A 15,119-nucleotide genomic window follows, 5' to 3' on the forward strand; every position below is an offset into this window, starting at 1 on the left:
GAATAATCATTCAAAAACGTCCATCCTGCGCAAAAAAACTATCAGTTAGCCTTCCAGAAGGTTTGTCCTGCAGAACCGGAAATACTATTGATCCTAACTACATAGTTACCTGCGGCAAATCGCGTAGCATCTATCAGCATCCAGGAGACTCCGGCACCTAATTCAGCGCTTTGCTGATACACAGGCTTGCCAAGCATATCTACCACTACCAGGTCAACTTTTTGACTTTCGGGAAGATAGACTTTTAGCTTGAGCATGGTTGAAGCAGGCAGTGGGTTGGGAAATACTGATAACTGTATAGATTTTAAACCCGGCAGCAAGATTTCCACCTGGTTGGAGTATCGGATGGTGCCGGCGGGATCGCGAAGTTGCAGCCGGTAGACAGCGGCAGATCCTTCGGGAAAATAGTCCTTAGCGGACGAAACAGGCAGAAACACATCGAAAAACCAGTCCTCTATCTCTACAAAATCACCGCCATCCACACTGCGTTCCAGCGTGATTTTGGTGCGATTTTTTACCCCTTCGGTTGTCCAGGCAAGCTGTATATTTTGTTCGGAAGTCCATTCGCCGGAGAGTACAACTTCAGGGGAAAGCACACAAGGGCTGGTATTGACTACATTTTCAGGGATGTTAGCCGCAGCTAAAATAGCTCCGGCGGCGCCGCTTGTAGCGCCCTGATTCGAGGCACAGGCAGTAGCTGTACCGGCGGCACCTCCTGTAACACTGGCAGATACCAAACCTCCATAAGCGGTTGCTACCCAGATCACGCCACCGCCACCGCCGCCGCCGGGGCCGGGACAATTGCTCCCCAATGTTGAATTTCCACCGTTGCCCCCATTGGCCTGGATGGTAAGTGCCGAAGCCCCGTACCCATTGGTACTCAGAAGAATCGTTCCACCTCCCCCCCCGCCGGAGGCGCCATCACCCAACACCGCTGCCGGACTTTGTCCGTTTGCACGTATGGCGAAGCCATTCCCTTCAATATCATTGGCTTTGATGATAATAATGCCACCACCGTTGCCGCCATTGTTTCCATCATTGTCATTGTCGTGGCCACAACCGCCACCTCCGCCCATAAAGATATTGTTGTTGCCACTTGTCCCATAGCCATAAAAACTCAGGCCTTCCCCGCTACTGCCAACATCAAAACTGGAACAAAATACCGAACTCCGATACCCTCCGGCTCCGCCAAAAGCATAGTTTGTTCCCCCTCCACCGCCATTGTTGTGATCATTGCCACCGCCACCGCCATTAGCCTGAGCGCCTTTTCCATATTCTTTTCCGACTATGTATTCAGCAATTCCTTCTCCTTTCATTCCGCCTTTGGTGTCAACACCTCCTGGTCCTGCATATGGATAGTAATAATCAGGGTCGTTGGGAAATATCATACACGTAGTATCTCCCCGCAAATGCGTCCCTCCCCGAAACCCCTGATTGCTGACATCGATATTGGCAGCGAGGGTAAGCGTTCCGGTGAGTTCAATGGCAAGTACACCGCCGGTGGCGCCATTCCAGGCCTGGGCGGTAAGGGTTCCGTTGACCGTCTGGTTGGTGTATTGAGGAACTTTTACCAGTTGGATACGGGCGTCGGAATCGGTGCTGTAGGTATTGACCAGCTCGTATTGGAAGCCGATTTTATTGCCGTTGACCCCACACACAGAAGCCATTTCAAATAAGCCGGCACCATTGATATCTGTGATATCGCCATAAGTAAAATTATTAGACTCGTCGATGGTCGCCCCTTTCATCTGAATGATCAGGACACGATCATTGAGGGCAAAAGCGGAGGGGTCGGCAACCGTGACCGTGCTATTGACATTGTCAACAGTCAGTACTTCCGTATATTGATTGACCACTCCGGAGATCTGAGCCTGGAGGGAAAATGAGCAAGAAAAAATTACAAGCGGTAATAAACTGGGAAATATGCGCAACATAGCCGCAAAGATAAGGTTGAGGTAAATACTTTCAAAGGAATGTAACATAAAGGCATTTACCCTCATTCCTTTGGCCTTCGAATATGCAATGAAACAGCTTAAAAACAACTTAAAAGTGCGCAGAATGTTTACCTGGTCTATTTTCGGTGGCGTTGAAGTTTCACGCAGAGGTACTGTGTTGAGAAGCAAGGGAAATTTAAAAAAAAAGTTATATCTTAGATATAGAGAAGTGGGTCAAAGACCGCACTATCTCGTGTAGTCCGGGCCTTGAGTCTGGACTACTTCCGTTTTAGGGGCTAGCTGTTGTTTGGGTGTACGTAAGGGCTAATTGTTTACGGCCATTTCCCTGATTTTCTTTCCTGAGTGCCATCAGTTGGCAGCTTTGTCCTATATTTGGGGAAAACAACCCTTTGAATCACTACCGGAAAGCGCTTTTGCTGACACAAACCCTTACGCCACGGAAGGTCAACAACTTCCGCAGGATCTGGCAGTCCTTTCATTATTCAAAATACAAACAACAACCTCACCATAGAGGCAACCCCGTAAAAATCGGGATTGAGCCGACCACCTCCTGCAATCTGCGCTGTCCGGAATGTCCTTCGGGGCTTCGCTCATTTAGCCGTCCTACGGGTATGCTGGGTATGGAACTTCACCGAAGCGTTATTGACCAGCTTCATAAAGATCTGGTCTTTTTGCTGCTTTATTTTCAGGGGGAGCCCTATCTGAATCCACAATTTCTGGACATGGCAGCTTACGCACGCGAAAAAGGTGTTTATAGCGCTACAAGTACCAACGGACACTATCTGACAGAAGAAAAAGCGCGTATGACCCTTGAAAGCGGGCTTTCAGAAGTGATTATTTCTATAGACGGAACGACCCAGGAAACCTATCAGTCTTATCGCGTCGGAGGCAATCTGGAGAAGGTAAAAGCAGGCGTAAAAAACCTTGTAGAAGCCCGGAAAAAAGCAGGAACCCTGTATCCGTTTATTGTCATTCAGTTTTTGGTTGTGCGGCCCAACGAGCATCAGATACAGGACATAAAAATACTGGGGAGAGAATTGGGGGTTGACGCTGTGGTTTTTAAAACCGCGCAGATTTACGATTATGAGAATGGAAGTGAGCTGATTCCGACAATCTCAAAATATAGCAGATACCGGCAGGGAGATGACGGAAAATACCACCTCAAAAACCGTCTGGACAACCAGTGCTGGAAGTTGTGGCATGGCGCAGAGATTACCTGGGATGGAAAGGTTTTACCCTGTTGTTTTGACAAGGATGCGGATTATGAGATGGGAAGCCTGCAAACAGCATCGTTTGAGTCCATTTGGCGGAGTCCCGCTTATCACCATTTTCGCAGTCAGTTGCTCCATTCGCGCGCGGAAATAGACATGTGCAGAAATTGCTCTGAAGGCACGAAGATTTTTGCATAATATGCTGATAATTCCTATTCAGGAATATTTCTCTGTCGAAAAAACCATAAGATCTTACATCCACGAAAAAAAAGGGTTACCATTCAACATCGACTTTTTACTGCCCAAACCCCTGTATTGACGCTTCCTCTTTAGATCATTGTTCACATTCGGCCCAAATCTTACATTTGAATTGTAAGTATGAATTGAGTCGTATTTAAAAAATTTGTGAATAGATAATCCTATGAGCTGCTCATTAAATTCCGCTTTCGATAAGAAAATCCGTTTCCTGCTTGTATTTGTGTTAAGTGCGCTATCGTTAAGTAATAGCATTGCCCAACCCACCGATTTTGCAGATCAATTGGTTTCTTCCGGCTTTAACAAAGCAGAAGGAATCACCTTTGACTATATGGGCCGGATGTATATATGGGAAAAAAGAGGGACTGTCAGCATTATACAAGACGGGAATAAATTGCCCAACTATCTGATTGACATACAGGAAGAAGTAGCTAACCACAACGACCACGGATTAAACGGGTTTGCCCTTGATCCCAATTTTCAGTCAAACGGCTACATTTATCTCCTGTATTCTGTTGACAGACATCACCTGATGAAATTTGGCACTCCGGCCTACAATCCAAATACCAATGACTACAATCAGGCAACCATTTCACGACTGACCAGATATACAGCAGATGCCTCAAACAACTTCAACAGTGTCATACCCGGCAGCCGTACCATTTTGATTGGAGATTCGGTTCACAATGGAATTCCGATGCTGGGCACAACGCACTCCGTAGGCAGCCTCGTGTTTGGCACAGATGGAACATTAATGGTATGTAGCGGGGATATGTATTTTCATGAAAATGCCCCAAATAACTATGAGCAGCAGGCTTTGGTCGATGGTATCATAGGTGCCGATGAAGTCATTGGCCCATGGCGGGCACAATATCTCGGTTCTCTCAATGGGAAGGTACTTCGTGTGGATCCGGCTACCGGCGACGGCGTTGCGAGCAACCCCTTTTACGATGCAGCACACCCGCGTTCTGCCCAATCAAGAGTTTGGGCATTAGGATTAAGAAACCCATTCCGCATGGTTATAGAGTCTGAAACTGGCAGCCATAACCCCAATGACGGCGATCCCGGGATTTTTGTAGTCGGAGACGTTGGGTTTTCAACCTGGGAAGAAACGAGTGTGATTTCAGGACCCGGGCAAAATTTTGGATGGCCATTATTCGAAGGGAGTACAGAAGCGCCACCATACGTTGCAAACGAACCTTACAATATGGGAGCTCCTACCCCATCGGGTTGTTCACAGCCTTACTACAAATTTTCGGATCTCCTTTCCACAACGGGTTCATGGCCTGACCCATGTAATCCGGGTCAGCAGATTCCATCCTCTCAATATCACCTTTTTACACATACAAAACCCGTATTTGATTATCATCACGGAACCAATATCTCGCGGGTGGTGGTAAATGGAAACGTCATCAGCATGAATTCTGATCCGTCTTACGGATCTGCATTTAGTGGAAATGCAGCGATTGGCGGATTATTTTATGAAGGCGCAGATTTCCCACCAGAGTGGAGAGGGTATTATGCAGCGGATTTCGGTGAAGGCTGGATTAAACATGTTGAGTTTGACAACGAGTTTAATCCTATACAAATCACACCTTTTATAAAAATCGCAGGAAGTATTCCGGCAATTGCCGCGAGCCCCACTGAGCCAGGTATATTTTATATCGATTTTTACGAAAAAGAGATCAGGAAAATCACTTACCAACCGGCAAATCTTCCGCCTACGGCCAGAGGAACGAGCAATAAGATTTATGGTGTCAGCCCATTGACTGTCGATTTTGATGCCAGTACGAGCAGCGATCCGGATAATGATCCTTTGGACTACGTCTGGGATTTCAAAGACGGTTCGCCAGTAGTTCATAGCATTACCGCAACCCATACGTTTACAGCACCTTCCAGTGCTCCGGCAGAGTTTGATGTGGTTTTGACCGTAATAGATGACGATTTGGAAAAGGATTCAATGATCATTACCATTTCGCTCAACAATACACCACCGCAAATTGTATCTACCAGCCTTGACAATGTCCATTATTTCGACATGTCGGGCAATAGTGTAGTACCGTTAAATGCTGTAGTTACAGATGCAGAACACGGCCCTTCAGAGCTCACTTATACATGGGTAACTTCTCTCCGGCATTTCAACCATGAGCATCAGGAGGCCGATGACCATGCAGCATCTACCACCACGATTCTTTCTCCCGTAGGATGTGATGACATCATGTACTTCTACCGGATTTATCTGACGGTAAAAGATGCAGCAGGACTTTCCAGCAATTTGATCCGGGATATATATCCGAATTGTGGCGGACCTGTTGGCCTCTCCGATTTTCTCAACTACATCTCCGGACAGAGTACCATTCTGGATGTGCTGAGCAATGATCAACCCAATAATGGCAACGCCATTGATCCCACCTCAGTATCTGTAGTAGATCCGCCTGAGTGGGGAACGGTTTCTGTAAATCCGCTTACAGGTCAAATTACCTACACCCACAATGGAGGGCCACAAAAAGAAGATTGGTTTAGCTATAAGGTGAATGACGTTTTCGGAACCCCATCGGCAGTAATCATGGTAACACTGAAAGAGTCCTCCGGTGGAAATGGTTTCCCTGTTGAATATCTATCTGTAAATGCGTTTGCCAAAGGAGATCATGTAGATTTGGAATGGGTAACATCCAGTGAAACCAACAATGATTTTTTCACCATCGAGCGGTCTTCTGACGGTAAAGTTTTCTGGCAAATTCAAGAGGTCGATGGAAAAGGGACTACCCAGGAGCCGACCTATTATAAATCTACTGATGAAGATCCTCTGCCGGGTACCTCCTACTATCGCCTGCGGCAGACAGACCTGAATGGACATATGAGTTTCTCCTCGGTAATGGAAGTAAACATCGATCCCCGCGGTCTGGGAATGAAACTACAGGTAGCGCCAAATCCGGTACAGCATGGGGACAAATTTTCAGTACACTTTATAGCTGCGGAAACCCGTCCCGTTTATCTCGAAATATTTGATTTGAACGGAAGGCATATTTATAGTACCAACTATTCCGCGACCCGCGGGCTCAATGAGCTGCCGTTATCTTCGGATACCCTTACCCCTGGCATTTATTTTATCAGGCTGTCGAATTACTTTCAGTCAGAGACAGCCAAAGTCATCATTCGTTAATAGGATTTAAGCACAAATTTTTAAAAAGCAGGATATAAATGTCCTGCTTTTTTTTAATACATTTACCTCACCAAGATCTTTGTATTCTATGCGTGTCATATCATTTGTCCGGCTGTTTATGTTTATGCTCATCCCGGAGATGATGGGATTACATATCCTCCTGGCTCAACCGCCAGGATTTGCCGACCAACTGGTCGTCTCCGGCTTTAATAAGCCTGAAGGAATCGCCTTTGCCCCCAATGGACTTATGTATGTCTGGGATAAACCCGGCATCGTATATGTGGTCGAAAATGGGGTCAAACTGCCAACTCCCCTGATAGATATCAGTGAAGAAGTGGCCAACCACAACGACCTGGGGCTCAGCGGCTTTGCCCTTGATCCTGACTTCTGGACCAATGGCTATTATTATCTCCTTTACAATGTGGACCGGCACCATCTGCTGCATTATGGAACCACTTCATACAGCGCCACTGCCAACGAATACAACAACGCAACTATTGCACGCCTGACCCGCTATACAGCCAACGCTGCCAACGGATATAAAACTACGATTCCAGGCAGCAGGTTTGTCCTTTTGGGAACAAATATTGCCGATGGGATCCCTGTAACCGCTCCTTCACACAGCGCGGGCAGTCTCGTTTTTATGCTTGACAAAACCCTCATGGTCTCTGTCGGCGATGCGTACTCCGGCTCTACCCCATCACTGGATTACTCCGCACAGGGCATTATTGATGGGATTGTCGATTCTGTTTATGCCGCCATTGGCAGATACCGCGCACAATATCCCTATGTGCTCAATGGAAAAATCCTTCGTCTCGACCCTGCTACGGGAGACGGGCTTCCCAGCAATCCTTATTTTGACCCGACAAAACCACGTGCTGCCCAATCCCGAATCTGGGCAATGGGCTTCCGCAACCCTTTTCGCATGGTCTATCTCCCCGGCACAGGTGAGCATAACCCCGCACTTGGGGATCCGGGTACACTGATGATCGGCCATGTAGGACATAATGACCGGGAGGAACTCGATATCATTACTGCCGCAGGCCAAAACTCCGGCTGGCCGATTTTTGAAGGGGTGGACACCAATTTTGTCAACCTCGCCGACTTACCCCCGGGCTTCTCTACTTACGTAAACCACAAATTCCCTGCATTTGAATATCGGCATGGTACGCCGCTTTCTCATATTACTGCCGGGGGAACGGTCTATGAGATGGGACTCACCAATCCTTCGTATGGCAATGCGACGGCGGGTACCTGCGCAATGGGAGGGATTTTTTATGAAGGCATGGATTTTCCTCCACTCTACCGCAACGTATATTATCATATGGATTTCAGCGATGGCTGGGTAAAAGCCATTCGCCTTGACGCAAACAATGAGCCGGACTCTGTCTATGATTTTATTAATAACGGACCTTCCATGGCTTGTCTGGCTGCCAGTCCAACCGAGCCCGGAATGTTTTATGTAGATTATTATGCTAAAGAGGTACGCAAAATTGTATATGCACCTGCAAATCTGCCCCCCACAGCTGTAGCAATGGCTGATACCAATTTTGGTCCGGGTCCGCTGACTGTCCAATTTGACGGGAGCAATTCCTCCGACCCCGACAATGACCCCCTGTTGTTTTCCTGGGATTTTGATGATGGCTCTCCGTTGAATACGTCCATCAGCCCCCAACATATTTTTTCACCCCCGACTTCCGCCCCTGCGCAGTATGTGGTAAAGCTTACCGTAACAGATGATGATGGTGAATCCCATACAGATTCGCTGATCATTTCCCTCAATAATACCCCGCCGGTAATTGTCTCTTCAAGTCTGGACAATGTCTTTTCTTATGACATGTCAGGCCTGACCACGGTTCCGCTGAATGCAGTAGTCACCGATGCCGAACACGGCCCTTCCCAACTGTTTTATTCCTGGCAAACGTCACTTCACCATTCTGACCATAGCCATCCGGAACCAGACGACACCGCCAAAGTTTCCTCCACCGGGCTTCAGCCGATCGGATGCGATGGGGTATTGTATTTTTACAGAATTACCCTGACGGTCACTGATGCAGCAGGATTATCGGCCACGATCCACAAGGACTTGTACCCGGATTGCGGTGGCCCCATCGGGCAAACAGATTTGTTTGGTTTTACTCCGGCGATGAGTACCGTATTAAATGTGCTGGCCAATGACATTGCAGGTCCGGCACCGATAGACCCGGGTACTGTCTCTATTGTAACGCCGCCAATACAGGGCACGGTGGTGGTAAATCCGGCCAACGGGCTGATCAGCTACAATTATTTTGGCAGTACAGATTCCACCGACCATTTTTCTTACCAGGTAGAAGATTTATTGGGAAATGTATCCCCCGTTACCCTGGTCGAACTGGTAAGCGGGCTTCCCGATGTATTGTTGCAAATTGTGAGTTTTCAGATTCAGAGCGAATTGCAGGGAGAATCTGTACAAATCACCTGGGATGATCCCTCACCGGAAAACCTCCGCGAATTCGTCATCGAAAGATCAGCCGACGGCAGGTATTTTCGGGAAATCATGGTTGTTTCTCCTGAAAAAAGTCATCCAGCCACATCGTTTGCGGCGACCGATCGTATGCCCCTGGCAGGACAAAATTTCTATCGGGTCAGACGCACAGATAAAACCGGATATAGCAGCTATTCCAACCAGACAGAAATTAATGTTCCCATCCTTTCCGCCGGGCTAAACCTCCGTATGTATCCCAATCCGGCGGTTGAAGAAGGGAAGATTGTACTTACCTACCACCTGGAAGAAAGTGCGCAGTGTTTCCTTGAAATCGTTGACCTTCGCGGGAAAAAGATGATAGAAAAAACCCGAACAGGAACTGCCGGTGAAAATGAATGGAATCTCCGAACACAAGGACTGGCAGCTGGTCTTTACCTGGTCAGAGTTTCTACAGAAACTGATACGCAAATCCTCAAACTGATAATCAGATAGGATCAATTCCCGTCTCAGGATTTGCATACAAGAGATACCAGTCTCCGGCCTGAAATACTTTTCCTTTGATATGGGAGGGGACCGCTACATAGTCCAGTATTTTTTCATTGACCATTTCGCCATTCTCCCCCAACAGCAGGAAATAGCTGTGGTCACCATTCGCATCAGTAGTGACAAATACGGGCGGAATCCCTCCCCGAATACAAAGCGAAGCACAAGCCCTGTGGGGTTTTCCTTCTCCGGGTTTCATTACGCCGAAGTAACATTTTGGGTCCACAATTTCGCCTGTCATCTCTGCCTCACCCAGGTCCACGGTTGAGAATATTTGCAATTTAGCATCATACCCAGACCGATCGTCGGAAAAACCTTTCAGCGCCTCACTGCGGCTGGTAAGTTCAAACAGCGTTTTTCCATCGCGGTAAATCAGGGTTCCCTCCAGCGACAACTCTCCCTTGTCAAGAGGCCGTCCGATTTTCTGTTCATATTCCATCAGCAAACCTGAGGCGCCAAATTTGCCAAAGTTGATCAGGGGGATGGTTTGATATACCTGGTTTCCGAGGAAATCTCTCCCGCTCACCACCCGAATGGCTGGTATAGGAGATTGAAATACAATTCCTTTCAGCGTGATCTTCTTGCCCAGTTCAAATTTTGCGATGGGAAATTGTTTTTGGGAAGAAACCCATATCCAGGCACCCCCGCCAAGAAAGATTGCAATCAACACGACCACAACCAGCAGCGGCATACGGTAGGAAGCCGGCATTTTGGGTAAGTAGCCGATATAAAAATCATCAGACTTCCCGGCATTATTTTCTACTTTTGAAGACATTTTTTCAGATTAGGTATTCTGATTAAGAAATTTTCACAGGTTCTACCCGCGTGCCCTCAGGATGAGGCGAAGGGTTTACATAGACGACGGTTCCCCTCATCAGAAGATCATAAGTAGCGACTTTTTCCTTAAAAGGCGGTGGGGATGTACCATCTTCCGGCTTGTATTCGTACCCATGCCAGGGGCATACGATACAGCCATTGACTATTTTCCCTTCTCCCAGCGGGCCATTCTGGTGTTTACAAATATTGGAAATAGCCGACAGATGATTGCCATAGCGGAAAATGGCGATATTTTCTCCGCCTGCCAGAATCATTTTTGCCCGTTTATCGGGAATTTCTGCCAAATCACAGACACGAACAAAACCGTCCTCTACCAGATTCTGTTGATTATTTTCCCGGTGCTGTTTTAGACCGGCCATCAGGTGAATCACAATCAGGAAAGTCATGCTCGAACCGACCAGGCTCACCGATACCAGCGAAGTATTGTACTGCACGACGCCCAGCATCACATGCATGATCAACATACCCCAGGCAAGATAGACCATCATATGCAGGGCTTTCCAGACACGCGGACTCAGCGTATTGAGCCAGAAATCATGACTGGTAGCTGCCATCAGAAACAGAATCACCAGCGGGAAAAAACCCAAAACTTCGAAAGGGAATCCCGACAAACTCCCATAGTCAGAATTGGACACAAACAGCGAAACCAATGGATGGAGAGAACCCAATGCATGAAACTGGATGATGCTGAATATCCCATGTACAGCTGCAATCAGAAACATAGATACGCCGAGATGCCGGCGGTTGTACAGCAACGGTAAAAACCGCTGATCAAGACGGGCCAGCGGCCCAATTGCCAGCACCACATGCAACATGAGGATTGACAGGCTTCCGAAAGCCCTGATTATCAAAGTCTCAGGGGTTACCTCAGGGGTAAAAACCACACTGAGTCCCACATAGGCTCCGATATAAAGGATAACCAACCCGAAAATCAGCCAGTCGTAGATCTTCTTCTGCCGGTTCCAGCCGATTGCTTTATAAGTTACTGACATAACAATAGATTACAATTCTATTTCCTTTAATATCATCTGATGGTAATCATCATAGATCAACAGATACATTTTTTCCGGTGGATCAGGAAGATTATCCAGGTTGAACCGATATGCTCCGGTTGCCCCCAAACGTCCGATCAGTAATTTCCCTTCGACAGAAGTACTTCCTGGTTCAAGTGCAAGGTACACAAGCGCTGAAGGGGTTCGCAGGGGTTGATGTATCAACAACTCAAGCTGAAAATAAGTATCTTCCATCGCTGGCAACCCCATATCTGTGCCCGGCTTCACGATACTTTGTGTCTGTGCACGGAGATGGGCCGATATCGCAGCCCCGCTTACACTTCGCACCAGGTCTTCCAGTGGCTGTGGTTGAAGATTGGGGACTACCTTTCCCGGTTGTATTTTCGGGATCACCAAAATCGCCATATAGAAGCCAACAGGAACCAGAATACCGAGAATTGCCCAGGTGTACAAATGTCTTTTTCTCAATGCAGGAGTCATGGGAATAAGAATAAAATTGTCATTCAGATACTGGCTAAAAATAAAAATCAGGCAGCCTTTCGCCATTTTCCCAGCAATACAGGCCAAAGCGCAATCGCCCCCGGAAGAATCAGCAAACGGAATCCCAGCCCTGTACCTTCGGCTCCGGGGTCTGTTTTCTGCACCCCCCTAAAGACAAAAAATAACCCAAACAGTACCCCCACCAGAAGATATATCCCAACCAGGGTAAACGTAACCGAAACAATGGTCTCAAACATAGTTTTTGGATTTTAGTGCCAGTTTTTTGTAACGGGTGGTTTCATACATTCGCTGTATCCCTTTTGCCAGAGACGGAAATTGATACCCCAGGGCCTTATTGGCCATACTGATCCGGTAGATCGTTTTCCATTGGCGAAATAACACCTTGTAAGCCTTCCAGATAGAAAATCCAGGCTCATAAATATGTGTGGGTTCAGACTTCACGCCGTTTACTTCCAGAATTTTAAAATGCTGCCCTTTCCGCAAATCCTCAAAACTTTGGCAGCGGATATCAAATCTCCCGAAAAATACGCCATCGAGTCGGGAGTTGATCTGGTCGAATGTTTTCACCAACTGATCATCGATCAGATGGTTTCCGTTGAGAAAAGTTGTGCCCCGGCTGTGGTTGCCGATGGGGACAAGTTCGAGGGTTTCTCCTCCGGGCAGAACCTTTTCCAGCAAGAGCGGTTGTGATTCCTCCAATGCAGGAAGTTGTAATTTGGCTCTGGGGTATGCCGTCATCAGTTGGCGGATAGAGGAGGTGCCGTCACCGGTTACAGATAGAAATTTTTTCAGCGTAACAGAACTAACCGCTCCGGATTTTTCTCCCGGAAAGCGATAATAAAGCACCCCAACCTCTTCCCGATAGGCAACATACTCCTGAATGAGAATATTCACCGGATTTTTCTTCAGGTAGTGAGCCAGTTCGCCCGCATCGTGTACCTTTTCGACCAGGAAACCCCTTTCGCCCACATCAGGTTTGGCGATGGCAGGAAAGGGAATACCCGTTTTTTCCATTTGATAAAGGATATCGGAGAGTTGTGTACCTTTTGGGAAAAAAAGCGTAAGCGGCACCCATTCCTGCGGAATCTTATCCAGAATCTCCTTCTTGGATTCTCCGAAAAAACCACCAAAATCCATTCCCGGATTTACCCCGGTAAAAAACAAAAACCCCCTGGCGCGAATACCCAGAAAAAACCAGTACAAATAGACCGGAGTATAGACCACATGCATCGGCCAGTACTCCCAGCTTAAGAGTCTGATAAAAAATCGCGAATAGCGGATATTATTGAGAAACTTCTGAACCATTGCGGTACCTGACAGTAGAGGGAGCAACGCCAAAATCAGATGAAATACCTATTTCCGGAGCAATCACCTTCATCCCGATTTTGATGATGGCCATGTGGTGAATCGCATGTTCTATGTTGTAAATCAACTCTCTGTCAAGGGTTGTTTCTACAGAATGAACCGGCCCTTTGTGGTCGTATTGGGTTTCGAGAACCAGCGACTGTTGAAGTTCTCCCGATTTTAGTCGATCTATTATAAAATCAAGGATCATTCCTGCCGTTTCGGTGTCCTCCTCGATTGCCTTATTGCGTTTCCGTTTTTCGTAATTCACAATCCCTGTGGGGTTTTGCTCAATCAGGCATTGAAGAAACTCAATGATATGGCGGGTATGCTGACCAATGCTTGAGTTGGAAAACAAGTCAAGCGGGCGGCTGTACCGCTCATTATCAAGTTCTTCCAGGTAAACTTTGATTTTGGAAAGCGTGATATCCAGAACGTCAACAAGGTTCATTGCAAATAGATTAGGGTTCTTAAGGCAATGGGGTAAAACAATAACTACACAAACATAAAAAAACACGGTCTTACCAAAAGTAAGAAAAATGACAAAACTTTAATTGATTTGTTTTTCCCCGGTCCGACTGTCAGTCAAAAGTATGCACAACAAGCCCACTCCGAAGTTTGGGCTCAAACCAGGTGGTTTTAGGAGGCATGATATTTCCGGTATCCGCAATATCTATCAGTTGTTTCATCGAGACGGGAAACAAGGCAAATGCGACTTTCATTTCTCCGCTGTCTACTCTTCGTTTCAGTTCGCCCAGTCCACGGATTCCGCCTACAAAGTCAATTCTTGTATCTCTTCTGAGATCAGTGATATTAAGAATAGGACCGAGGATATGGTCGGAGAGAATTGTCACATCCAGCACGCCAATCGGATCTTCGTCATTAAATGTGCCGGGACGTGAAGTGAGCGAATACCATTCCCCTTCCAGGTACATGGAAAAATTGTGCAGGCTTTCGGGCTTATAAATGTCTTTCCCGCGGTTTTCCACGACAAAGTTTTGCTCAATTTTTTGAATAAAATCAGCTTTGGAAAGCCCTGCAAGGTCTTTGACGACCCGGTTGTAATCGATGATACGGAGTTGATTGTCAGGAAAATGAACAGCCAGGAAATAGTTGTAGGCTTCTTCTCCGGTATGGTTTGGATTGGCCTTTCGGCGTTCATCCCCTACGAGCGCGGCGGCTGCGGTGCGGTGGTGTCCGTCGGCAACATAAGTGAAAGGTACTTTTTCAGAAAAAAGTTGTACCAAACGGCGTACGACAGCTTCCTCTTTCACCACCCAAAGCGTATGGCCGATGCCATCTTCCGCGATAAAATCATAGTCTGGCGTTTCTTTTTCTATTTCTGCTACAATCGCATCTATCTCCTTTACAGCAGGATACGCAAAAAACACCGGTTCGGCATTCATCCCCGATACGCGCACATGATTTTTCCGGTCTTCTTCTTTGTCCGGACGGGTGAGTTCGTGCTTTTTAATCACACCATCCAGATAATCTTTCACTGCTGCTGCGGCAACAATTCCAGACTGATATTGCCCGTCCATCATCTGGCGATAGATATACAGACATTCCGCCTCATCCTGAAAAAACGTTCCCCGGGAGACCAGGTTGAGAAAATTATCCCGTCCTTTTTCATAAACCTCCATTGCGTAGTGATCCATTTCAGGAGGAAGGTCTATTTCAGGTTTTACAACATACAGGAAAGAATCGGGATTGCCCTGTACTTCTTCCCGGGCTTCTTCAGAATTGAGTACATCATAGGGCCTGGAAGCCACCGCCCGCGCCTTTTCCGGCACAGGTCTGAATCCTTTGAATGGTTTAATGATTGCCAAGTGC

The 15,119-nt window shown here is 47.1% G+C and carries 11 protein-coding genes; 3 read left to right on the forward strand and 8 right to left on the reverse strand.

Annotation, left to right across the window (positions count from 1 at the left end; genetic code table 11):
* Positions 1-41: 41 nt before the first annotated feature.
* On the reverse strand, positions 42-1,982 hold the full coding sequence (locus R3D00_20235) for a T9SS type A sorting domain-containing protein (GenBank protein ID MEZ4775525.1): 1,941 nt from the start codon (positions 1,980-1,982) through the stop codon (positions 42-44).
* Between the two features lie 362 nt (positions 1,983-2,344).
* Here R3D00_20235 and R3D00_20240 point away from each other — a divergent pair, with 362 nt between their 5' ends.
* From R3D00_20240 to R3D00_20250, 3 genes are all read left to right on the forward strand, one after another.
* A complete protein-coding gene (locus tag R3D00_20240; protein MEZ4775526.1) occupies positions 2,345-3,364 on the forward strand; it encodes a radical SAM/SPASM domain-containing protein in 1,020 nt (339 codons plus the stop codon).
* A 223-nt stretch (positions 3,365-3,587) separates the two neighbouring features.
* Entirely contained in the window at positions 3,588-6,584 is a 2,997-nt protein-coding gene (locus tag R3D00_20245) for a PQQ-dependent sugar dehydrogenase (GenBank protein ID MEZ4775527.1), read from the forward strand.
* A gap of 88 nt (positions 6,585-6,672) precedes the next feature.
* Positions 6,673-9,540 carry a PQQ-dependent sugar dehydrogenase gene (locus tag R3D00_20250; protein ID MEZ4775528.1) on the forward strand — a complete coding sequence of 956 codons (2,868 nt, stop codon included), beginning with the start codon at positions 6,673-6,675 and terminating at the stop codon, positions 9,538-9,540.
* Here R3D00_20250 and R3D00_20255 read toward each other — a convergent pair.
* The 7 genes from R3D00_20255 to R3D00_20285 all read right to left on the reverse strand — a co-directional run bounded on the left by R3D00_20255 (position 9,533) and on the right by R3D00_20285 (position 15,115).
* A complete protein-coding gene (locus tag R3D00_20255; protein ID MEZ4775529.1) occupies positions 9,533-10,366 on the reverse strand; it encodes a hypothetical protein in 834 nt (277 codons plus the stop codon). The two genes, R3D00_20250 and R3D00_20255, sit on opposite strands and share 8 nt — an antisense overlap.
* A gap of 22 nt (positions 10,367-10,388) precedes the next feature.
* Positions 10,389-11,420 (reverse strand): ferric reductase-like transmembrane domain-containing protein, encoded by a 1,032-nt coding sequence (locus R3D00_20260; protein ID MEZ4775530.1) that lies wholly within the window; start codon positions 11,418-11,420, stop codon positions 10,389-10,391.
* A 9-nt stretch (positions 11,421-11,429) separates the two neighbouring features.
* Positions 11,430-11,987 (reverse strand): hypothetical protein, encoded by a 558-nt coding sequence (locus R3D00_20265; GenBank protein MEZ4775531.1) that lies wholly within the window; start codon positions 11,985-11,987, stop codon positions 11,430-11,432.
* The gene (locus R3D00_20270) at positions 11,969-12,178 is read right to left on the reverse strand and encodes a hypothetical protein (GenBank protein ID MEZ4775532.1); all 210 of its coding nucleotides are present in this window, start codon (positions 12,176-12,178) and stop codon (positions 11,969-11,971) included. Before R3D00_20270 ends, R3D00_20265 begins: the two co-directional genes overlap by 19 nt.
* The gene (locus R3D00_20275; GenBank protein ID MEZ4775533.1) at positions 12,171-13,247 is read right to left on the reverse strand and encodes a hypothetical protein; all 1,077 of its coding nucleotides are present in this window, start codon (positions 13,245-13,247) and stop codon (positions 12,171-12,173) included. Before R3D00_20275 ends, R3D00_20270 begins: the two co-directional genes overlap by 8 nt.
* Entirely contained in the window at positions 13,225-13,737 is a 513-nt protein-coding gene (locus tag R3D00_20280) for a hypothetical protein (GenBank protein ID MEZ4775534.1), read from the reverse strand. Before R3D00_20280 ends, R3D00_20275 begins: the two co-directional genes overlap by 23 nt.
* 130 nt (positions 13,738-13,867) lie before the next feature.
* On the reverse strand, positions 13,868-15,115 hold the full coding sequence (locus R3D00_20285; GenBank protein MEZ4775535.1) for a DUF1015 family protein: 1,248 nt from the start codon (positions 15,113-15,115) through the stop codon (positions 13,868-13,870).
* Positions 15,116-15,119: the final 4 nt, after the last annotated feature.

It is taken from the genome of Bacteroidia bacterium (genome assembly GCA_041391665.1).
Taxonomy (GTDB): domain Bacteria; phylum Bacteroidota; class Bacteroidia; order J057; family J057; genus JAGQVA01.